The 20,714-nt window shown below is 47.0% G+C and carries 19 protein-coding genes; 4 read left to right on the top strand and 15 right to left on the bottom strand.

Annotated features, from left to right (window positions below; all coding sequences use genetic code 11):
- Positions 1-65: 65 nt before the first annotated feature.
- From pyk to dnaE, 6 genes are all read right to left on the bottom strand, one after another.
- Positions 66-1,823 (bottom strand): pyruvate kinase, encoded by a 1,758-nt coding sequence (gene pyk, locus MHH91_RS14575; protein ID WP_013353160.1) that lies wholly within the window; start codon positions 1,821-1,823, stop codon positions 66-68.
- Positions 1,824-1,862: 39 nt separating this feature from the next.
- Complete coding sequence (gene pfkA, locus MHH91_RS14580) at positions 1,863-2,822, bottom strand: 6-phosphofructokinase (protein WP_013353161.1); 960 nt, start codon at positions 2,820-2,822, stop codon at positions 1,863-1,865.
- A 192-nt stretch (positions 2,823-3,014) separates the two neighbouring features.
- Positions 3,015-3,992 (bottom strand): acetyl-CoA carboxylase carboxyl transferase subunit alpha, encoded by a 978-nt coding sequence (accA, locus tag MHH91_RS14585; protein ID WP_007408067.1) that lies wholly within the window; start codon positions 3,990-3,992, stop codon positions 3,015-3,017.
- Complete coding sequence (gene accD, locus MHH91_RS14590; protein ID WP_013353162.1) at positions 3,977-4,849, bottom strand: acetyl-CoA carboxylase, carboxyltransferase subunit beta; 873 nt, start codon at positions 4,847-4,849, stop codon at positions 3,977-3,979. Before accD ends, accA begins: the two co-directional genes overlap by 16 nt.
- Before the next feature lie 327 nt (positions 4,850-5,176).
- Positions 5,177-6,409 carry an NADP-dependent malic enzyme gene (gene maeB, locus MHH91_RS14595; RefSeq protein WP_013353163.1) on the bottom strand — a complete coding sequence of 411 codons (1,233 nt, stop codon included), beginning with the start codon at positions 6,407-6,409 and terminating at the stop codon, positions 5,177-5,179.
- A gap of 139 nt (positions 6,410-6,548) precedes the next feature.
- The gene (gene dnaE, locus MHH91_RS14600) at positions 6,549-9,887 is read right to left on the bottom strand and encodes a DNA polymerase III subunit alpha (RefSeq protein WP_014470817.1); all 3,339 of its coding nucleotides are present in this window, start codon (positions 9,885-9,887) and stop codon (positions 6,549-6,551) included.
- A gap of 144 nt (positions 9,888-10,031) precedes the next feature.
- On the opposite strand from dnaE, the gene MHH91_RS14605 reads away from it, so the two are divergent.
- The 3 genes from MHH91_RS14605 (at position 10,032) to MHH91_RS14615 (ending at position 11,170) form a co-directional block, all read left to right on the top strand.
- Positions 10,032-10,373: a YtrH family sporulation protein gene (locus tag MHH91_RS14605; RefSeq protein ID WP_013353165.1), complete on the top strand. Its 342-nt coding sequence runs from the start codon at positions 10,032-10,034 to the stop codon at positions 10,371-10,373.
- The gene (ytrI, locus tag MHH91_RS14610) at positions 10,370-10,873 is read left to right on the top strand and encodes a sporulation membrane protein YtrI (RefSeq protein ID WP_013353166.1); all 504 of its coding nucleotides are present in this window, start codon (positions 10,370-10,372) and stop codon (positions 10,871-10,873) included. Before MHH91_RS14605 ends, ytrI begins: the two co-directional genes overlap by 4 nt.
- 105 nt (positions 10,874-10,978) lie before the next feature.
- Positions 10,979-11,170, top strand: a complete 192-nt coding sequence (locus MHH91_RS14615) for a hypothetical protein (RefSeq protein ID WP_013353167.1) — start codon at positions 10,979-10,981, stop codon at positions 11,168-11,170.
- Between the two features lie 17 nt (positions 11,171-11,187).
- On the opposite strand, the gene MHH91_RS14620 is transcribed toward MHH91_RS14615, so the two are convergent.
- Complete coding sequence (locus MHH91_RS14620; RefSeq protein ID WP_013353168.1) at positions 11,188-12,129, bottom strand: DHH family phosphoesterase; 942 nt, start codon at positions 12,127-12,129, stop codon at positions 11,188-11,190.
- A 116-nt stretch (positions 12,130-12,245) separates the two neighbouring features.
- Here MHH91_RS14620 and MHH91_RS14625 point away from each other — a divergent pair, with 116 nt between their 5' ends.
- On the top strand, positions 12,246-12,548 hold the full coding sequence (locus MHH91_RS14625) for a YtpI family protein (protein ID WP_013353169.1): 303 nt from the start codon (positions 12,246-12,248) through the stop codon (positions 12,546-12,548).
- Between the two features lie 28 nt (positions 12,549-12,576).
- Here the strand turns inward: MHH91_RS14625 and MHH91_RS14630 are convergent, their stop codons facing one another.
- From MHH91_RS14630 to MHH91_RS14665, 8 genes are all read right to left on the bottom strand, one after another.
- A complete protein-coding gene (locus MHH91_RS14630) occupies positions 12,577-13,893 on the bottom strand; it encodes a CBS domain-containing protein (protein WP_013353170.1) in 1,317 nt (438 codons plus the stop codon).
- A 137-nt stretch (positions 13,894-14,030) separates the two neighbouring features.
- Positions 14,031-14,717 carry a metal-dependent hydrolase gene (locus MHH91_RS14635; RefSeq protein WP_013353171.1) on the bottom strand — a complete coding sequence of 229 codons (687 nt, stop codon included), beginning with the start codon at positions 14,715-14,717 and terminating at the stop codon, positions 14,031-14,033.
- Positions 14,718-14,777: 60 nt separating this feature from the next.
- The gene (locus MHH91_RS14640) at positions 14,778-15,545 is read right to left on the bottom strand and encodes an SDR family oxidoreductase (protein ID WP_013353172.1); all 768 of its coding nucleotides are present in this window, start codon (positions 15,543-15,545) and stop codon (positions 14,778-14,780) included.
- A 136-nt stretch (positions 15,546-15,681) separates the two neighbouring features.
- Complete coding sequence (locus tag MHH91_RS14645) at positions 15,682-15,810, bottom strand: hypothetical protein (RefSeq protein ID WP_013353173.1); 129 nt, start codon at positions 15,808-15,810, stop codon at positions 15,682-15,684.
- A gap of 73 nt (positions 15,811-15,883) precedes the next feature.
- Entirely contained in the window at positions 15,884-17,260 is a 1,377-nt protein-coding gene (argH, locus tag MHH91_RS14650) for an argininosuccinate lyase (RefSeq protein ID WP_013353174.1), read from the bottom strand.
- Positions 17,257-18,468, bottom strand: a complete 1,212-nt coding sequence (locus MHH91_RS14655) for an argininosuccinate synthase (RefSeq protein WP_013353175.1) — start codon at positions 18,466-18,468, stop codon at positions 17,257-17,259. The genes argH and MHH91_RS14655 overlap by 4 nt, the downstream gene beginning before the upstream one ends.
- Before the next feature lie 151 nt (positions 18,469-18,619).
- The gene (locus MHH91_RS14660) at positions 18,620-19,132 is read right to left on the bottom strand and encodes a MogA/MoaB family molybdenum cofactor biosynthesis protein (RefSeq protein WP_013353176.1); all 513 of its coding nucleotides are present in this window, start codon (positions 19,130-19,132) and stop codon (positions 18,620-18,622) included.
- A 100-nt stretch (positions 19,133-19,232) separates the two neighbouring features.
- Positions 19,233-20,420 carry an acetate kinase gene (locus MHH91_RS14665; protein WP_013353177.1) on the bottom strand — a complete coding sequence of 396 codons (1,188 nt, stop codon included), beginning with the start codon at positions 20,418-20,420 and terminating at the stop codon, positions 19,233-19,235.
- Positions 20,421-20,714 lie beyond the last annotated feature (294 nt).

Here is a 20,714-nt window from a genome sequence, read left to right on the forward strand (position 1 = left end):
GGGAATAGGAAAATCAGCCTAAAGACAAAAGAGAAGGGCAAATCCCCTCTCTTTTTTAAAGCTGTTTAAAGAACGCTTGCGCGGCCTTCATACACAGCGCCGCGGGCAGCGTCAACTGTGATAACCTGTCCTTCTGTTAAAACTGAAGTTGCGTTCTCCAGGCCTACGATAACCGGAATGCCCAAGCTTAAACCGACCACGGCAGCATGGCTTGTCAGACCGCCTTCTTCAGTGATGAGCGCGGATGCTTTTTCAAGTGAAGCGATCATGTCGCGGTCAGTGCTTGAGACAACCAATACCGCGCCGTCTGTCATTTTTTGTTCAGCTTCTTTCGCATTTTTTGCAACTACGACAGGACCGAAAGCGGATTTGCGTCCGATGCCCTGCCCTTTTGCGACAATGCTGCCGACAGTGTGGACTTTCATCAGATTCGTCGTGCCTGATTCACCGACAGAACCGGCTGTAATGACAATCAGATCACCGCGTTTCACGATGCCGCTGTCAAGTGATTTTTGTACCGCATCTTCAAGCATTTCATCTGTTGAATTTGCGTTTTGTCCGCTTGCTGGGAATACACCGAATACAAGACCGAGTTTGCGTGATACAGACTCGTTCACCGTAACGGCTACAATCGGAGCCTGAGGACGGTATTTCGCGATCATACGCGCCGTATGGCCGCTTTCTGTAGGCGTAACGATAGCTGCTGCATTCAGGTTGATCGCCGTATGCGCAACTGATTGGCCGATCGCATCGGTAATCGTCATGCCGACCTGATCTCTGCGTTTAGACAGAATTTCTTTGTAGTTCAGAGATTCTTCCGTGCGTGTGGCGATGTTAAACATTGTTTGAACCGCCTCAACAGGATATTGTCCCGCAGCTGTTTCACCGGAAAGCATGATAGCATCTGTGCCGTCGAAAATGGCGTTGGCAACGTCACTTGCTTCAGCGCGTGTCGGACGAGGGTTGCGCTGCATGCTGTCAAGCATTTGTGTCGCAGTGATAACCGGTTTGCCGAGCGCGTTGCATTTTTTGATCATTTCTTTTTGCACGAGCGGCACTTCTTCAGCCGGAATCTCAACGCCGAGGTCTCCGCGCGCTACCATTAAGCCGTCAGAAACTTCCAGGATCGCATCCAGGTTGTCCACGCCTTCCTGGTTCTCGATTTTAGGGATGATTTGAATGTCAGACGCGTTGTGCTCTTCAAGCAGTTCGCGGATTTCCAGGACATCCGTAGAACGGCGCACAAATGACGCAGCGATGAAATCTACGCCTTGCTCAATACCGAATACGATATCTTTGGCGTCTTTTTCAGTAATTCCCGGAAGGTTGACGCTGACACCCGGAACGTTTACGCCTTTTTTATTTTTCAGCGTGCCGCTGTTTAAGATTTTTGTTTTGATTTCGTGTTTTTCCGGATTTGATTCAAGCACTTCCAATCCGATTAAACCGTCATCCAACAGGATGATAGATCCTGCTGACACGTCGTCTGCCAGGCCTTCATAAGAAACAGAGAACTTTTCAAGTGTTCCCAGCACCTGTTTCGTAGAAACGATAATTTCATTTCCCGCCTGAAGCTCAAGCTCGCCGTTTTCCATATCGTGCGTGCGGATTTCCGGGCCTTTCGTATCAAGAAGAATTCCCACGTTTTTGCCGAGCTTTTTGCTTGCTTCTCTGATGTTTTTGATTCTTGCGCCGTGCTCTTCGAAATCACCGTGTGAAAAATTCAGACGAGCAACGTTCATACCCGCTTCCATCAACTTTGTCAGCATTTCTACACTTTCACTGGCCGGACCGATTGTACAAACGATTTTTGTTTTTTTCAACTCGTTCACTTCCTTCTGAAATCTTCAGCTTCTACCGTCTTAAATAGACAGTTCTTTTGAAAGCTGATACATGTTTGGTTCAACAGTATGTTTTGTCTCTAAAATTTCTATAATATCATGGTCTACAAGCTTGTTGTTTTGTATACCTACGCAGCGTCCGCCTTTTCCTTCAAGCAGAAGCTCAACCGCGTAAGCGCCGAGGCGGCTTGCAAGAACCCGGTCAGAAGCGCTTGGAGATCCGCCGCGCTGGATGTGCCCTAAAACGGATACCCGTGTTTCAAGGTTCGTCTCTTCTTCGATGCGTTTTCCGAATTCAACCCCGCTGCCTACCCCTTCTGCAACGATGATGATACTGTGTTTTTTGCCGCGGTCATGCCCTCTCTTCAAACGGCCGATAATTTCCTCCATATCGTAATCCGCTTCAGGAATTAAAATTGATTCCGCTCCGCCTGCAAGCCCTGCCCATAAAGCAATGTCGCCTGCATGGCGCCCCATAACTTCAATAACGTATGTACGCTCATGCGACGTAGCGGTGTCACGGATTTTATCAATCGCATCAATTACGGTGTTTAACGCCGTATCAAATCCGATCGTAAAATCAGTTCCCGGGATGTCATTATCTATCGTACCCGGTACACCTACACATGGAAACCCGTGTTCCGTTAATTTTTTCGCACCCATGTATGAACCGTCTCCGCCGATAACGACAAGACCTTCGATGCCGAGTTTCTTTAAATTTTCGATTCCTTTTTCACGGCCTTCAACTGTTTTGAATTCAGGACATCTGGCCGTGTACAGCTTTGTTCCTCCGCGATGGATGATGTCGCCGACCGAACCCAGCTCCAGTTTCTCTATTTTTCCGCTGATTAATCCTGAATAACCGTTATAAATTCCGTATACTTCTACATCGTGGTAGATAGCTTTCCGCACAACCGCGCGCACCGCTGCGTTCATCCCCGGGGAATCCCCGCCGCTCGTTAATACTCCTATACGCTTCATTTTCCTATTCACCTCAGCAACATATATATGTTAAACATATCATGATCATTGCCCTAAAACAATGAAAAGGGACGCCTGAGCTCCCATGAAACCTTACCTATTATACAATTAAATAAATTGTTTTTAAATAAAATTTAAGGAATATCACAAAAAACACAAAAAATAAACGTGAGCCATAGGCTTCACGTCTATTCAGTTTACCCCGATATATTGATCCTCAACCGAAACTTTTCCGATTGCTTTATATTTTTCGTAGCGCTGTGAGATCAATTCTTCGGCGTTCAATTGAAGAAGAGATTTTAATGTTTCTTTAAGAATGCCGTCAATGTAGCCCGCCTGCTGCTTGATATCATGGTGAGCTCCGCCCTTCACTTCTTTAATCATATCATCTATAATTCCTAATTCTAATAAATCGGGCGCAGTAATCTTCATGGTTTCAGCCGCTTTTTTGGCAAGGCTGGAATCTTTCCACAAAATGGACGCGGCTCCTTCAGGAGAAATAACGGAATACGTCGAGTTCTCAAGCATCAGCATGCGGTTGCCGACACCTAATGCAAGCGCGCCTCCGCTGCCGCCTTCCCCGATGACGATACAAACGACAGGCACTGTCAGGCCGGCCATTTCGAACAGGTTCTTGGCGATGGCTTCACTTTGTCCCCGTTCTTCCGCCGCTTTGCCCGGATACGCTCCCTTCGTGTCGATGAAGCAGATAATCGGGCGGTTAAACTTATCCGCCTGCTTCATGAGGCGGAGCGCTTTACGGTAGCCCTCCGGATGAGGCATCCCGAAATTGCGGACAAGGTTTTCTTTCGTGTCTTTTCCGCGCTGATGACCGATAACGGTGACCGGCATGCCGTGATATTTGGCAACTCCGCCGACAATCGCCGCATCGTCTCCGTACGTTCTGTCTCCGTGGCACTCAAAAAAGTCAGTAAACAGGTATTGAATGTAATCAAGCGTCGTCGGCCGGTCGGGAAGGCGTGCGATCTGCACTCTGTCCCACGGTTTCAGGTTTTTATAAATCTCATCCTGGAGCTTGCTGAGCCGGTCTTCAAGCCTTGCGATTTCAGCGCTTAAATCCATCTCCGAATCCTGGGTGAATTTTTTCAGTTCGGCGATTTTCGTCTGGAGTTCAATTACCGGTTTTTCAAATTCTAATCTTGCAGCCACTCATGCTCACCTCCTGTTTGGTGCATGTCCAGCAGAAATGCGAGTTTGTCTTTCATGTCGTTTCGGTGAATCACCGCATCAAGCTGGCCGTGCTTTAATAAAAATTCTGCCGTCTGGAAATCTTCCGGCAGTTTTTCCCCGATCGTCTGTTCAATAATACGTCTTCCGGCAAATCCGATCAAGGCGCCCGGTTCAGCGAAATTATAATCACCGAGAGACGCGAAACTCGCCGATACGCCGCCTGTCGTCGGGTGGGTCATGACCGAAATAATCAGGCCCTGCTCCTCACTGAACAGTTTCAGCGCAGAGCTTGTCTTTGCCATCTGCATAAGGCTTAAGACCCCTTCCTGCATACGTGCGCCGCCGGAAGCGGTAAAGATGATGAATGGGACTTTTTCCTCTTTTGCTTTTTCAATTGCCAGCGTGATTTTTTCGCCGACAACCGATCCCATGCTGCCCATACGGAATGTCGAATCCATGATCGCGATCACGGCAGGGAATCCGCTGATGGTTCCTTTTCCGGTAACAACCGCTTCATTCAGCGATGTTTTCTCGCGGTCTTTTTCGACTTTTTCTAAATATCCCGGGAAACCGAGCGGGTTTTCAGATATCATTCCCTGGTTGAATTCTTCGAATGAATCTTCATCCAGGAGGCTTTCAATGCGCTGCTTTGCATTCATCGGGAAATGGTGCCCGCAGTTCATGCAGACGCGCAGGTTTTTATCTAACTCTTTTGTGAGCATGATTTTTTTACATTTCGGGCACTTTGTCATAATGCCTTCCGGAACATCATGTTTTGCCTGCTCAGACGGCACGGAAGCATATTTTTTCTTTTTTGTGAATATATCCTTTAACAAATGATTACCTCCCTTTTGTGAAGGGTTCTCTTCACTGCATGTCTTCCGATTAGATAGACTTAATAATAACTTTACCGAAACTATTGTACTTTTTTTGTCAAACGGTGTCATCCTCCATTCGACATTTTTTGCTGTAAAACAGACGGAAACAGGAGGATTCCGGACCGCAAAAAGCGTTGCTCAGCCTTATCTGTCAGCGTTTTCAAAAGAAATAAGGATTCTGCTGAATTTTTTTTAAGACCTGCCCTTAAAAAAATGCCAGCAGTCCGTATATTGAACAGCAGCGCGTTGTTTTTCCCAACGCGCTGCCATTTCATTTTTGTGTTATTATTCGCCGATGACCGTCAGCTGTCTTGTTTTTTCAGCCACTTCCTCAGGGTCGACCGTAATTCTGGCGACACCCGTTTCCATCGCTGCTTTCGCAACAGCTTTCGCAACGGCAGGAGCCACGCGTTTGTCAAATGGAGCCGGGATGACATAATCCGCGCTTAATTCATCCTCTGAAACGAGGGAAGCGATCGCTTCAACCGCAGCAATTTTCATTTCTTCGTTGATGTGAGTCGCGCGAACGTCAAGCGCTCCGCGGAAAATGCCTGGGAATGCCAGTACATTGTTTACCTGGTTCGGGAAATCAGAACGGCCTGTTCCGATTACGCTTGCGCCGGCTGCGCGCGCGTCTTCAGGCATGATTTCCGGATTCGGGTTGGCCATTGCGAAAATAATCGGATCTTTCGCCATGCTTTCCACCATTTCTTTCGTTAGAGCGCCTTCGACTGAAACGCCGATAAAGACGTCTGCATCTTGGATGACATCCTTCAGCGAACCGTCTTTGCGGTCTTGGTTTGTAAACTTCGCCACTTCGTTTTTCACCGCGTTCATGCCGGCCGGACGCCCTTCGTAAATGGCTCCTTTAGAGTCGCACATTACGATATCGCGTACGCCGAAATGGTAAAGAAGCTTGATGATCGCGATGCCTGCCGCTCCCGCTCCGTTTGCAACGACTTTAATGGATGACATGGATTTTCCTGATAATTTCAGCGCGTTTACAAGTCCGGCAACGGTTACGATGGCTGTGCCGTGCTGATCATCGTGGAACACAGGAATGTTAGTTTCTTTTTTCAGGCGTTCTTCAATGATAAAGCAGTTCGGCGCCGCAATATCCTCAAGGTTGACACCGCCGAATGTCGGTTCAAGCAGCTTCACCGTGTCAATGATTTTGTCCACATCGTTTGTGTCAAGCGCGATCGGGAATGCATCCACACCCGCGAAGCTTTTGAAAAGCACCGCTTTCCCTTCCATAACAGGAAGAGATGCTTCAGGTCCGATATTTCCGAGACCGAGAACGGCTGATCCGTCTGTTACGACTGCTACCATGTTCCCCTTCATTGTATAATCATATACTTTATTTTTATCGTTATAAATTTCTTTACAAGGCTCAGCTACCCCCGGAGAGTAGGCAAGGCTTAAATCGTCTGCATTTCTGACTTCTACCTTTGCTTTTGATTCGAGTTTTCCTTGGTTTACTTTGTGTAAATGTAATGCTTCTTCTCTTAATGACATTCTAAACACTCCTTTTAAGTACTTTGTTACATATTCTGCCGCATAGACTGGTACAATCTCTGGAGGTGAAAAATTTCAGAATCTTTAAATAAGATAGCACAATTGTTTCAATTGTATAACAAAACTATTGTTGTTACCACTATTTTAACACGACGTTTTCGCGGCCCAGCAGCTCTTTTAAACGGTATAACGCCTGATGGTCGGCCTGAATATGAAAAGTATCGGGCAGCCTGATGGTCTGCTTGTCCTTTTCGTAATAAAGATAAACGCCGGTTTCCCCTTTATGCTCCAGTAAAATACGCTTCATCTTTTCCAGAAACTCCTGATTGTGCCGGCTGCCTTCGATTTTGATGTAAACAGACGGCGCTCTGTCTGCCTCCGTCTGCTCAAGGAGAGAGGCGGATGACATAATAAATTGTATCTTCTCCTGCCGCTCTTCCATTTTTCCGGACGCGAATAAAAGCGCGCCTTCTTTTAACAGCGGAGACAGCCTTCTATATTGGTCAGGAAACACGACGGCTTCCATTTCTCCCGTTTCGTCGCTTAATGTGAGAAACGCCATATGCTGACCTGTCTTTGTCCGAATCGTTTTGATGCCTGCGAGCAAAGCGCCGATTGACAGCTGTCCTTTCGGCATCTGCAGCGCTGTTGCGATCGCTTGCGCCCCCCGTTTTTTCAAGAGATTCCTGAAAGCTGACAAAGGATGGCTTGAGAAATAAACACCGAGAGCTTCTTTTTCAAACCGAAGCTTGTCCACGAGCGGAAATTCCTCTGCCTCTACATATTTTGGCTTAATGGAGAACGATTCTTCCAAAAACAATCCCATTTGGTCATCGTCTGCACGAAAAAGCTCAGCGTGCTCTAAAGCCACATCAACGGAGGCCAGCAAGGCGGCGCGATTTTGATTGAATTCGTCCATGGCGCCAGAAAATATAAGGGCTTCGATTGTTTTCCGATTAACGCTTTTGGCAGGAACGCGAAAGCAGAAATCGAAAAGATCCTCGAACGGTTTATGTGTTCTTGCTTTATAAATATCTTTCACTGCCGAGACGCCTACGTTTTTTATGGCCCGCAAACTGTATCTGACGGCGCCGTTTTCAGGTGCAAACGGAAAACCGCTCTTATTGACAGACGGCGGAAGGACTTGGAGCCCGCTCCCCTTTGCTTCGTGCAGATATTGCGATATTTTGTCCTCATTGCCGATGACGCTCGTCAAAAGCCCGCACATAAAATATAAAGGATAGTGAGCTTTTAAATAGGCGAGCTGATAGCCGATCATGCTGTATGCGACAGCATGGCTTCTGTTGAATCCGTAGTTAGCGAATTTGACAATCAGATCGTAGACCTCGTTTGCAGTGACTACAGAATACTCCTTTTTTAAGCACCCTTCAACAAAATGGCTTCGCTCTCTGTCCAAAATGTCCTTTTGCTTTTTGCTGACAGCCCGTCTGAGCAGATCCGCTTCACCTAATGAAAAACCTGCCATGCGCGAGGCGATCATCATAATCTGCTCTTGATAGACGATGACGCCGTACGTGTCACTGAGAATATTTCTTACATCCTCGTGCGGGACTTCCACACGCGCCCGCCCGTGCTTCCGGTCGATAAATAGCGGAATATTTTCCATCGGCCCCGGCCTGTAAAGCGCGTTTACCGCGACAATGTCTTCAAGCCTTGACGGCTTCAGACGCTTCAGCACATTCCTCATTCCTGATGATTCCAGCTGAAAAATCCCCGTCGTATCGCCATTTGATAATAGCGAGAACGTTTTTTCATCCTGATAAGAAATCTCGGAAAAATCAATTTTCGTATTTGTCTCTTTTTCAATCATCGTCTTAATGGATTCGATAAGCGTCAGGTTGCGCAAACCTAAAAAGTCCATTTTCAAAAGGCCGAGATCTTCCAAGTGATCCATCGCATACTGCGTTAAATACACGCCGTCATGCCCTTCCTGCAGAGGGACAACTTCAGAAAGCGGCTCTTTGCTGAGAACAACGCCGGCCGCGTGTGTAGACGTATGCCTCGGAAGACCTTCGATTTTCCTTGCGATCTGAAACACTTTATGAAGAACGGCGGATTCAGACAGCCGCCTGTTCAGCTGAGCGGACTGCCGTCTCGCCTCCTCAAGCGTCATTCCCGGCTTAGACGGAATCAGGCGGGCAAGCTGGTCGGCTTCTTTCGGGCTGATTCCGAACACTCTGCCGGTATCCCTTAACGCCGCCTTTGCGGCCAATGTTCCGAAGGTGATAATCTGGGCGACGTGCATGCTCCCATACTTATTTTGCACATACTGAATGACCTCATCCCTTCTCGTATCAGGGAAATCGATATCAATATCGGGCATGCTGATCCGCTCGGGATTAAGAAACCTCTCGAATAACAAAGAATGTTTAAGCGGGTCCACGTCTGTAATGAAAAGGGAGTAAGCGACAAGCGAGCCTGCCGCAGACCCCCTTCCCGGACCTGTCACAATGCCCTTTTCATGCGCGTACTTCATAAAGTCCCATACGATGAGAAAGTAATCACTGAATTTCATGCGCCTGATGACATCCAGCTCATATTCAAGACGGCGGACAGCACGCTCATCAGGAGTGCCGAAACGGAGACGAAGCCCCTCATGACAGACTTCCGCCAAATAGTCATCAGCTGATTTGCCGTCCGGCGCCGGGAAAGACGGAAGCTGTGTCTGTCCGAGGCTGACATCGACTTGGCATTGCTGAGCGACACGTGCGGCTGCTTTGACCGCTTCCGGATTCTTCATATAAATATTTTCCATTTCTTCAGGCGGCCTCAAGTATAAGTCCGGCAGGTCCCCGCTCTGATCCTCCCATTTCTCCCCGGCTTTAATGGCGCACAGACAGCGGTACGCATCTTGATCTTCTTTCTTGATATAACGGACATCCCCCGCCGCGCAGACAGCGATTTCCGTCTCGGCTGACAGGCGGAGAATTTCTTCTGATAATGTCTCATGTCCTTTAAACGGCTGGTACCCTAAATAAAAACGGCCTTCTCCGAACAATTCCCGGAATCCTTCGGCAACCCGAACCGCTTCTTCAAACTCTCCTGCTTGAAGCAGGCTTTCAATGTACCCGTTTTCACCGGGCGTAATGGCGATCAGCCCTTCATGATAGCTCTTCATCCATTTTCGCTTCATGCCGCCCTTTGCTATGGATTGCAGCGCACTTGAGATTTTCAGCAGGTTCTGATATCCGGTGTTTGTCTCCGCCAAAAGAACAAGCGGGCGTGCTTCAAGCTCAGTTTCGTCCGTGTATATTGAAGCCGTCAGACCGATAATCGGCTTTATTCCGTGTGACTTGCATGCTTTATAAAACTCAATGGCGCCGTACATCACATTTTCGTCCGTGAGCGCCAATGAAGAATATCCGAGCTCCTTCGCTTGTGTAACAATCTCTTTTACAGAAGCGGCGCTGTTTAACAGGCTGTAGCCGCTACGTACTTGAAGGTGAACAAAAGACAATGCCGCCACTCCTTTCCCGTATACGTTCAATTTGCCTTTCTACATTATAAGACGGGTTTTCTTAAGAAACAAATGTTCTTTTTTGACTCATCATCATACTTGTCCGTTTCGCTCAATATGATAGAAAAGTGAGGTGGTGTATATATGGATCAGGAAGCCGGCTTTATGGCGAATTTTATCAGCAGTTATTTTATCGCCCTCGGTGTTTTGCTCGGCGGAGCGCTCATCGGCGGCGTCGGAGCTTATTTATCAGGCGAGCCTCCGCTTACAGCGATTACAAAATTGGCGAACAGGCTGAAGATCTGGGCGCTTGTCGCGGCCATCGGAGGAACGTTTGACGCGGTATACAGTTTTGAGCGGGGGCTGCTTGAAGGCAACACACGCGACATTTTCAAACAGCTTCTTTTAATTATTTCAGCAATGGGCGGCGCACAGACCGGGTGGCTGATTGTTTCATGGCTGGCACAGGAGAATATTTCCTCATGAGAATTCCCGAGTATTATAAAAAACCGGGATGGCAGCGTTTTTTTGCGGGAATGATGTGCGGAGCCATCGTCAGCTGGCTGTTCTTTCTGTTTACATACGGAACGTTTCAGGAAGAACAGGTGACGTTAATTCAAAAACAGCGGGAGCACGCACGGGATTTGAAAAACCAGATCTCCATCTATCAGAAGGATCTTCATAAATTAAATGAGGATAATAAGCAAAGACTGCTTATCCAAAGCGTCGATGTGAAGCTGATCAATGGAGAAAAATACAGAATCGCCCAGCCCGATAAGATGAAATTTGAAGAACAGGTGAAAGATAATATTTCGGAAGTCATCACAAAGGATATTGAAAGTGTGTATAAAACAAAGGAACTTTTAAAACGGACGATTGAAAACAAGGTGTACACCATAAATGAGAAGGAATATAAAGCTGAAGTAAAGGAACTGACGATTTATACGAGATTGTCTGTCGAAATTCATATTTCTTTTGCGACGTAATTATGTCATTTTTAAAAATTTTCCATAGATCTGTCGCTTTTTTCTCCGCTTTTTTATAAACTGTAAATGAGACATTTTCAATGATTCTGAAGGGAGGAAGGGAAAATGGAGGTTTTTAGTGAACGCCGCTTGGCAAAAGATCATGCAGACCGAATCAGAAAAGGCTATTCCGCATATGCAGAAACAGACACACTCGCTTCCCTCATAAAAAAAGAACTCCAAATCTGTAATCTCCGCGTCTACGAAGACCTGACTGAATTCGGCTGCTGGTTCATCCCCGTGACAGATGAACACTAAGAAAGAGGGTCTCCCCTCTACTTGTGTTCGTTACATACCTCTTCAAGATCAGCAAGAATCGGACCGGTTTCATCCCAGCTGTAGATGGATGCGCCGGCCGCCAGCGGATGTCCGCCGCCATTGTATTTCCGGGCAATTCCATTGATGACCGGACCTTTTGAACGGAACCGGACTCTGATTTGATCGTCTTCTTCTATGAAGAATACCCAAGCGCGAATACCCGAAATATTTCCGAGTGTTCCGACAAGCTGCGATGCTTCTGAAGCGGTGGTTCCGTATGTCTCCAAAATGTCTTTTTTAATGAAAACGGAAGCGACGCCGTTGTCAGACAATGACACATTTTGATAAATAAAGCCATTCAGCTTCACCACATTTAATTTTGTTTCATACAATTGATTGAAAAGCTCTGACGGTGAAAAAGGGAACTCAATGAGCTCTCCCGCGTATTTGAATGTCTTTTTTGTGGTGTTCGGGAATAAAAAGCGTCCCGTATCACTGACGATACCCGCGTAGATCAGCTTAGCCGCTTTCGTATTCAGCTTCCAGCCGTGCTCTTTTCCTTCCAGGTACAGCTCATAGATCATTTCGCTTACGGAGCTTGCATTCGTATCGACCCATAACAGATCGCCATATGGATCTTCATTTGGATGGTGGTCTATTTTCATGAGCTTTGCGCCGGAATGATAGCGCTGATCGTCGATCCGTTCTTGGTTTGCGGTATCGCACACGATGACAAGAGCATCTTTATAGGTTTCGTCATCCACCTCATCGAGGGAATATAAGAAAGACAAGGACGGCTCAGGCTGTCCGACGGCAAAAATATTTTTTTCGGGATACGTTTCCCGCAGGATTTCCGTAAGGCCGCACTGTGATCCGTAAGCGTCTGGGTCAGGCCTCACATGTCTATGTAAGATAATGGTGTCATATAATGATATGGTTCTGATCAGTTCGGATTTCATCGTTTTCTCCTTTTTGTTTTTATTCATTTAATCATACTCTTTATCCGCGGAAAAGGAAAATCTTTCAGGAACGGTATAAACAGTTTTGCAAACTCATATAATGGAGGATTTCATTTATGCTGGTTTTTGTTTTTCTCATCGGGCTTTCTGCCTGCTTTTACGTGTATTACAAAGTAAAAGGCATCCAGACGAAACGGGCGCTGGAGAAGGAATTCTTTTCGGCTAAATCAAGTATGGCGTTAGGCGCGCTGGTGCTTTTGTACGGAGTAAATCAAATGATTCTGTTTCACTCCGTCCTCACCCTTGTCATCGGCGGCGTTTTCATTTTAATCGGAGCAGGCAGCGCATGGGCCGGGTATAAAGCCTATAAGCATTATGAACCCATCCATGCAAAGGAAGCGGAGAGGGACCACGCATAATGAATGTCAAGGGACCGAGATGCGTCCCTTAGCTTCTCTCCATCAGCTGCACCATCAGCATCGCTTTTGAAACGATGCCGCTTTGGCTTGACACTTCCACTTCCATTTTCCCGAATTTCCGGCCCGCTTCTAAAATGCGCGGTTTCACTTCAATGACCGATTCCATCTGAACGGGTTTTAAGAAGAAAATCGTAATGCTTTCAATGACCAGCTCGCCGCGTTTGCGGGAACGTAAAAATCGGCTGGCGGCCTGGGTTAAAATCGTTGTAAACACCCCGTAAGAAATCGTCCCGAGCTGATTGGTCATCTGCGGCGTGACTTCATATTGATAAACGGCCGGCGTTTTATCATCTTCCTCTTCTTTAAATCCCCTTGAAACGATATCATCAAGCTTCTCCCCGACCTGAGGCTGCTTTTGAACCATTTGAAGCGCTTTTAAGACATCCTGGCGGCTGATCATCCCGATCAGTCTGTGGTGCCCGTCTGTCACCGGAAGCACTTCGATTCCTTCCCAAACCATCATTTGAGCCGCTGAGGCGACAGACGTTTTCCCGATCACCGTGACAGGGTTTTTGGTCATTACTTTTTCAATCGGAACTGATCGGTCATGCCCGGCGATATCTTTCGATGTGAGGATTCCGTGGATTTTCATCTGCTGATCGATGACCGGAAAGCGTCCGTGTCCGGTTTCATAGTTTTTTTCGTACCATTTCTCCAGCTTATCCTTAGGAGACAGCGTCACTGTCCGATCTGCGGGCGTCAAAATGTCCTCCACGAGCACAATTTCTTTTTTTATGAGCTGATCATAAATCGCCCGGTTGATCATTGCGGCTACCGTGAAGGTATCATAGCTCGTGGAGAGAATCGGAAGCTCAAGCATATCGGCCAGCTCGATAATGCTGTCATCGGTATTAAACCCTCCGGTTACCAAAACAGCCGCACCCGCTTCAAGCGCCTGGCGGTGAGCGTTGATTCTGTTCCCGACGATTAACAGGTTCCCCGCCGCTGTATAACGCATCATCGCGTCAAGCTCCATCGCGCCGATCACAAACTTGTTCAACGTTTTATGCAGACCGGCTTTTCCGCCGAGCACCTGGCCGTCTATCACATTGACGACTTCGGCGTATGTCAGCTTTTCAATATTTTCTTTTTTCTTCTGCTCAATTCGGATCGTTCCCACACGTTCAATAGTGGAAACAAACCCTTTATTTTCGGCTTCCTTAATGGCTCTGTAAGCCGTTCCTTCACTGACTTTCATTTCTTTCGCAATTCGTCTGACCGAAATTTTTTCACCGACAGGAAGCGAATCTATGTATGATAGGATTTGTTCATGCTTTGTTGCCAAGCGTTTCACCTCTAAGGACAGTCTTCTGCTTTTATTATAAGGGCACGGGGGATTCATTCGCAATGAGACGCCCGAAAAAAGACGGCACCGCAAAAAGACCTTCTGAATGCGTGATTCAGAAGGTCTTTGACATTATGTCAGGCAAGCTCAATGGTCTCGCCGACCGCCATGACTTTGCCGACGCCACCGGGCAGACTTTCGGCGAAAGCGTCAGGGTCCTGTTCAATGACAGGGAATGTATTGTAATGAACGGGAACGACTTGTTTCGCCCTCAGCCATTCAGCCGCGAGTTTCGCATCTTCAGGGCCCATGGTGAAGTTATCACCGATCGGCAGAAACGCCAGGTCAATGTGATTCAGTTCCCCGATCAGTTTCATATCTGAGAACAGCGCCGTGTCCCCGGCGTGGAAAATCGTTTTGCCGTCAATCGTCAATAAAATCCCTGCCGGCATCCCTGTGTATGTGATGGTTTTGTTTTCTTCATCAGTGACTGCCGATCCGTGGAATGCCTGTGTCAGTTTCACTTTGCCGAAATCAAATTGGCGCGCCCCGCCGATATGCATCGGGTGGACGTTTAAACCTTTAAAGCCGAGATAAACGGCCAGCTCATTCGGCGCAATAACGAGCGCATCGTTTTGTTTGGCGATCTGCTCTGTATCTCCGACATGGTCATTGTGTCCGTGAGTAAGCAGGATGACATCCGCTTTCACTTCTTCCGGCTTCAGATTTGTCAGGCTGTTTCCGGTAATAAACGGATCGAAAATAATGTTATGGGTTTTCGTTTCCACATGAATGACAGAATGTCCGTGATAAGTCACTTTCATCGTTTTCACCTCATAAAAAGTTAATATTTATCAAGTTCCCTTTTCGACAAACGAAAAAACTTACAGGGATTGATGCCTGTTAATCACATTCAGCCCGCCTGTTGCTTCTATGACCGTTCCGGTTACAAGATCGGAATCTTCTTCACATAAAAAGGCGATGATTCTCGCAATGTCCTCTCCGGTTCCGGACCTGCCGATCGGCGTGTTTTCTTTGCCGATCTTCCGTCTTGCTTCTTCTATAGACGCTTCTTTCATATCTCCTACAATATCACCCGGGCAGACCATGTTGGCCGTAATGCCTGATTCGGCTTCTTCAATCGCAATGGTTTTGGTTAGCGAAGCCAATCCGACTTTAGCCGCTCCGAAAGCGGAACGGTGCAGCCAGCCCGGAGCATGGTCAGCTCCTTGAAAGCCGTATGTAATAATCCGGCCGAACCGCTGCTGTCTCATTACCGGGATAACCGCTTTAAACAGATGAAAAACGGCGCTTAAATTCCCTTCAAGCATGTCATACCATTCGTGATCGGAATAATCGGCAAGCTTTTTGCGCTCAAATATGTACGGCCCGGCATTGTTAATCAGTATGTCAATCCTTCCAAACCGCTGAAGGGCTGCATCGGCGATCCGCATGAGATCTTCTTTTCGGGTTACATCGCCCTTAACGAATTGCAATCTGTCATGGCACCGGGGATAATCGGCCTTCAGACAAGCGACCGCTTCTTCGTCCTGTCTGTAATTCACTGTGACCGAAAAGCCTTTTTCCAGCAGCATTTCAGTCACTTTTCGGCCCAATCCCTTCGTACCGGCAGTGATTAGAGCATGTCGCACATTGAATACCCTCCCCAGGCAACGTTGCCGCTTCAATAGAATAAAGTCGTTTCTCCCTCTACTTTACTATAAACAAGCGGCAATATCACTTTTTTGCACTTCAATCGCACGAAAAAAAGCCGTCTTTACAGACAGCTTAATTTTCTGAAGGGGCTGAGGCTTCCTCCAGGCCGATATAACCGCTTTGATATGCCTCTGAGATGAGCCGGGCCGTTTCTTCACTTTCTTTTTCATCATAAATGTAACGGTCTTGTTCTTTGCGCATTCCTTCTACCTCCCATCATTATAGATGTAGGGTGTCTGATATGACGGGAAAATATGAAGGTAATTTTAGCAAATTAAACGCCGGCGCAGGCTTTTGCTTTTACAAGTGCCTGTTTTACCTGCTGAAAACCCGTTCCGCCGGCGCTCATTCTTTTTTCAACCGCGTGATGCGGATCGAGCACGGTATAGATATCTTCTTCAAAGAGACTGCTGGCTTGAAGGAATTCTGCAAACGCCATATCACTTAAATAAATTCCTTTTTCAATGCAGCTGTACACAAGCTTGCCGACCACTTCATGCGCTTCTCTGAACGGCATGCCTTTTTTGGCTAAATAATCGGCAAGTTCGGTGGCGTTTGAAAAATCTTGTTTTGTCGCCTGTTTCATGATGTCTTTGTTTACGGTCATTGTCTCAATCATGCCCGTGAAAATCTGAAGGCTTCCTTCAACGGTCTTCACCGTGTCAAACATGCCTTCTTTATCTTCCTGCAGGTCTTTGTTGTAAGCGAGCGGGAGCCCTTTCATAATCGTGAAAAGACCCATCATATCGCCGTATACGCGACCGGTTTTCCCGCGGATCAGCTCCGCCATGTCTGGATTTTTCTTTTGCGGCATCATGCTGCTTCCCGTCGCGTACGTATCATCCAGTTCAATGAATCTGAATTCCTGCGAGCACCAAAGGATGATTTCTTCTGAGAAACGTGAAAGGTGCATCATGAGCATGCTGCTGCTGCTTAAAAACTCGAGAATAAAATCTCTGTCGCTGACTCCGTCAAGACTGTTCTCATAAATGGAATCAAAGCCGAGCAGCTCCGCCGAATAATTACGGTCTATCGGAAACGTAGTTCCGGCAAGCGCCCCGCATCCGAGCGGCGATATATTTATCCGCTTCATGGCGTCACGGAAACGCTCTTTATCCCGTTCAAGCATCCAAAAATAGGCGAGCAGATGGTGGGCGAAAGAAATCGGCTGGGCCCGCTGCAAATGGGTGTACCCCGGCAGAATTGTCTCGACATTGGCCTCCGCTTTTTCGATCAGCGCTTTCTGAAACTGTTCAATCAGCACGATGATATGCGAGACATGGTCTTTCAAATATAAATGCATGTCGGTCGCCACCTGGTCATTCCGGCTTCTCCCTGTATGGAGCTTGCCGCCGAGCGGTCCGATTTCTTCGATCAGCATTTTTTCAATATTCAAATGGATATCTTCATAATCAACAGAGAATTCAAGCGTTCCTTCCTCTGCTTTTTGCAGGAGGGTCTGCAGGCCCTGACGGATGGCGCTTTCTTCTTCTTCCGTCAGAATGCCGCATTTTTTCAGCATTGCTGCATGAGCGAGAGACCCTGTAATATCCTCTTTGACTAAGTTTTGGTCGAATGTGATGGATGCGCCGAACTCATCGACCCACTTTTCCGGTGTTTTTTGAAAACGGCCTCCCCAAAGCTTTTTCATGCTTCAATCTGCTCCTTCTTTTTCACAATGCTGTTTACTTTTGTCGGCAGCCCCCAGAGCTCGATAAAGCCGATTGCCGCGTGATGGTCAAAAGCATCGTCTTTTGTATATGTGGCAAGTTTTTCATCATAGAGAGAATATTCCGACTTACGTCCTTCTACAATGGCATGGCCTTTAAACAGCTTGACGCGCACAACGCCGGTGACGTGTTTTTGGGTTTCTTTCAGGAATGCAAGCAGTGCGTCTTTTAACGGTGAGAACCATAAACCGTTATAAATGATTTCAGACAGTTTTTGTTCAATTGCCGGTTTGAAATGAGCCACTTCTTTCACCAACGTCAGATCCTCAAGCTCTTTGTGAGCCGTAATCAAAGTCATTGCGCCCGGGCACTCATAGACTTCCCGGGACTTAATGCCGACCAGGCGGTTTTCGACATGGTCAATCCGGCCGATTCCGTGCTTTCCTGCAGTCTCGTTCAGCTTGAGAATTAAATCAGCAAGCGGGTAGGATACGCCGTCGATTGAAACCGGAACACCGGCTTCAAATGCGATTTCGATGATTTCAGGAACGTCCGGCGTGTTTTCAAGAGATGCTGTCAGGTCATATGCCCCTTCAGGAGGCGCCGCCCACGGGTCTTCTAATATACCGCATTCATTGGCGCGGCCCCACAGATTCTGGTCGATGGAATATGGGCTGTCAAGGTTGATCGGAATCGGGATGCCTCGGCTTGCGGCATATTCGATTTCTTCTTCACGTGACCACTGCCACTCACGGACCGGAGCGATGACCTCCAGATCAGGGTTTAATGATTTGATGGATACTTCGAAACGAACCTGGTCGTTGCCTTTTCCCGTGCAGCCGTGCGCTACGGCCACCGCGTTTTCTTTTTCCGCCACTTCGACGAGTTTTTTCGCGATTAATGGACGGGATAATGCAGATACGAGCGGATACTTGCCTTCATACATTGTATGAGCCTGCATAGAAATGAGCGCGTACTCCCGGGCGAATTCTTCTTTCGCATCAATCACATAGGAGTTCACGGCGCCTACTTCCAGCGCTTTTTGCTGAACGAATGCCAAATCCTTTCCTTCACCTACGTCTAAGCAGCAGGCAACAACATCGTACCCCTGCTCTTGCAGCCATTTTATCGCTACAGAAGTATCAAGTCCTCCTGAGTATGCCAATACAACCTTTTTTTGTTCTGCCATGTTAAAAGCTCCCTTTGTATAAAAATTAGTTTTAATTAATAAAAATGCATTTTGTATGTATACACTGTAACAAGTAACTTTTGTTTTTTCAAGCCTTTTATAAAAAAAACTCCACCCAATTTTTTGAGCGGAGCAGAGCCTTTTTATACGTTTATAAATCTTTTCGGATTTCCCGGAGCACATGAGGCAGTTCAGGAATAATCAGTTTACTCATTGCAAGCCTGACGGCGCCTGAGGAGCCCGGTGTGCAGAAGACCGCGGTATTTTGGATTACACCCGCCGCGGCTCTGGACAAAATGGCGGCGGAACCGATGTCCTCTGTATAGCTCAGCATGCGGAACAGCTCGCCGAATCCCGGGAGCTCTTTTGAAAACAGCGGCGTGACCGCTTCAATCGTGACATCCCTTTCGGCAATGCCCGTCCCTCCGTTTAACAGCACCGCATCTGTATATTCATCCATACAGCCGGATAAAACGGCTTTCTGCAATTCATCTTTTTCATCTTTCACAATGTCATAAGCGACCGTTTCAAATCCAGCTTCCCTGATGAAATCCATCATGACGCGTCCGCTTTTATCGGTTTCTTTCGTTCTCGTGTCGCTGACCGTGATCACCTTGCAGCGAACCGCTGACGGGGCTTCTTGTTTATGTTCATGCACACTCATTGTTTCACCTCATCATTTATGTAATAAACATATCGTAACGTTTGATTGTGCGGCATTCAATAAAAAAGCACACCCCTTGGGATGTGCTTTCTTTCGATTATTACTGTGCAAGGCGGACAACGTCGCGTGCGATCATGACCTCTTCATCAGTCGGAATGATGATGACTTTGACAGGAGAGTGAGGATAGCTGATAAACGCTTCCTCGCCGCGCACGTTGTTCAGCGCAGGATCCCAATAAACACCCATGAATTCTAAGCCGCGAAGTACGCGTTCTCTGACTTCAACGCTGTTTTCACCGATACCGGCCGTGAAAATAATGGCGTCAACGCCGCTCATTCTCGCCGCGTAAGAACCAATGTATTTATGGATTCTGCTTGCGAACACTTCAAGAGCCGTTTCCGCTCTTTCGTTGCCTTCTTTTGTAGCTTCTACAATATCGCGAAGGTCGCTTGAGAAGCCGGATATGCCAAGCAGTCCGCTCTTCTTATTTAATGTATTTAATACTTCATCCGCCGTCTGATCTGTTTTTTCCATAATATACGGAATCAAGGCAGGGTCGATGTTTCCTGAACGTGTTCCCATCGCCACACCCGCAAGCGGGGTGAAGCCCATTGACGTATCAATGGATTTTCCGCCTTCAACGGCTGCGATACTTGCTCCGTTACCCAAGTGGCAGGAAATCAGGCGCAAATCTTCAAGCGGACGGCCGAGAAGCTCAGCTGCGCGCTCTGTCACGTATTTATGAGACGTGCCGTGGAAACCGTATTTGCGAATGCCGTATTTCTCGTAGTATTCATACGGAAGGCTGTACAGATAAGATTGCTCAGGCATCGTTTGGTGGAACGCCGTATCAAACACTGCAACCGCAGGCACATTCGGAAGCACTTCTTTAAAGGCTTTAATGCCGACGATGTTTGCCGGGTTGTGAAGCGGCGCAAGTTCTGAAATCTCTTCAATCTCACTGATTGTTTCATCTGTAAGCAAAACAGAATCGCTGAATTTTTCTCCGCCGTGCACAACACGGTGGCCGATTCCGTCAATTTCATTTAAATCCTTTATAATACCGAATTCAGTCAGCTTGTGAAGCAGCATCTTCACCGCAACCGCGTGATCCGGAATATCTGTGACTTCTGTATTTTTTTCGCCGTTAACAGAGATAGTGAAAACGCTGTCGGCGATACCGATCCGTTCTACTAAACCTTTTGTTAGCACCTTTTCTGAAGGCATTTCGAATAACTGAAATTTTAAAGATGAGCTTCCTGCGTTAATTGCAATAATTTTAGACATAAATGACGCTCCTATCAAAATTCTTCTTCGTTTGTTTCGTTCTTTTTTCCCAGACCGTAACTGCAGTCCAAAAAATATCTGACTTTTCCATTTAAACATTGTCAACTCAGCATTTCAAGTCAACATCCATATTGGTACCGCTTACAATATGAAGTCGTTATTTTCTGATAAATTCTTCTTGTGCCAAATGGACGGCACGGACTTACGGAATTTTATTTTCTTTCCTTAATTTGTGTTATTTCCCTGATTTCCATTCATTTTAAACAGCAAAAAGGCAGCGCGGATTCTGGGTCA

Source organism: Bacillus sp. FSL K6-2819 (assembly GCF_038008305.1).
Lineage (GTDB): Bacteria > Bacillota > Bacilli > Bacillales > Bacillaceae > Bacillus > Bacillus amyloliquefaciens.

What these genes read in the sequence shown, in the direction of transcription:
- MHH91_RS14620 (WP_013353168.1), bottom strand. Translation starts at nt 12,129, where the DNA reads ATGAAATCCGAACTGATCAGAACCATATCATTATATGACACCATTATC.
- MHH91_RS14605 (WP_013353165.1), top strand. Translation starts at nt 10,032, where the DNA reads ATGGATCAGGAAGCCGGCTTTATGGCGAATTTTATCAGCAGTTATTTT.
- pfkA (WP_013353161.1), bottom strand. Translation starts at nt 2,822, where the DNA reads ATGAAGCGTATAGGAGTATTAACGAGCGGCGGGGATTCCCCGGGGATG.
- maeB (WP_013353163.1), bottom strand. Translation starts at nt 6,409, where the DNA reads ATGTCATTAAGAGAAGAAGCATTACATTTACACAAAGTAAACCAAGGA.
- argH (WP_013353174.1), bottom strand. Translation starts at nt 17,260, where the DNA reads ATGAAAAAGCTTTGGGGAGGCCGTTTTCAAAAAACACCGGAAAAGTGG.
- MHH91_RS14615 (WP_013353167.1), top strand. Translation starts at nt 10,979, where the DNA reads ATGGAGGTTTTTAGTGAACGCCGCTTGGCAAAAGATCATGCAGACCGA.
- MHH91_RS14625 (WP_013353169.1), top strand. Translation starts at nt 12,246, where the DNA reads ATGCTGGTTTTTGTTTTTCTCATCGGGCTTTCTGCCTGCTTTTACGTG.
- MHH91_RS14660 (WP_013353176.1), bottom strand. Translation starts at nt 19,132, where the DNA reads ATGAGTGTGCATGAACATAAACAAGAAGCCCCGTCAGCGGTTCGCTGC.
- MHH91_RS14635 (WP_013353171.1), bottom strand. Translation starts at nt 14,717, where the DNA reads ATGAAAGTGACTTATCACGGACATTCTGTCATTCATGTGGAAACGAAA.
- MHH91_RS14665 (WP_013353177.1), bottom strand. Translation starts at nt 20,420, where the DNA reads ATGTCTAAAATTATTGCAATTAACGCAGGAAGCTCATCTTTAAAATTT.
- MHH91_RS14655 (WP_013353175.1), bottom strand. Translation starts at nt 18,468, where the DNA reads ATGGCAGAACAAAAAAAGGTTGTATTGGCATACTCAGGAGGACTTGAT.
- ytrI (WP_013353166.1), top strand. Translation starts at nt 10,370, where the DNA reads ATGAGAATTCCCGAGTATTATAAAAAACCGGGATGGCAGCGTTTTTTT.
- MHH91_RS14645 (WP_013353173.1), bottom strand. Translation starts at nt 15,810, where the DNA reads ATGCGCAAAGAACAAGACCGTTACATTTATGATGAAAAAGAAAGTGAA.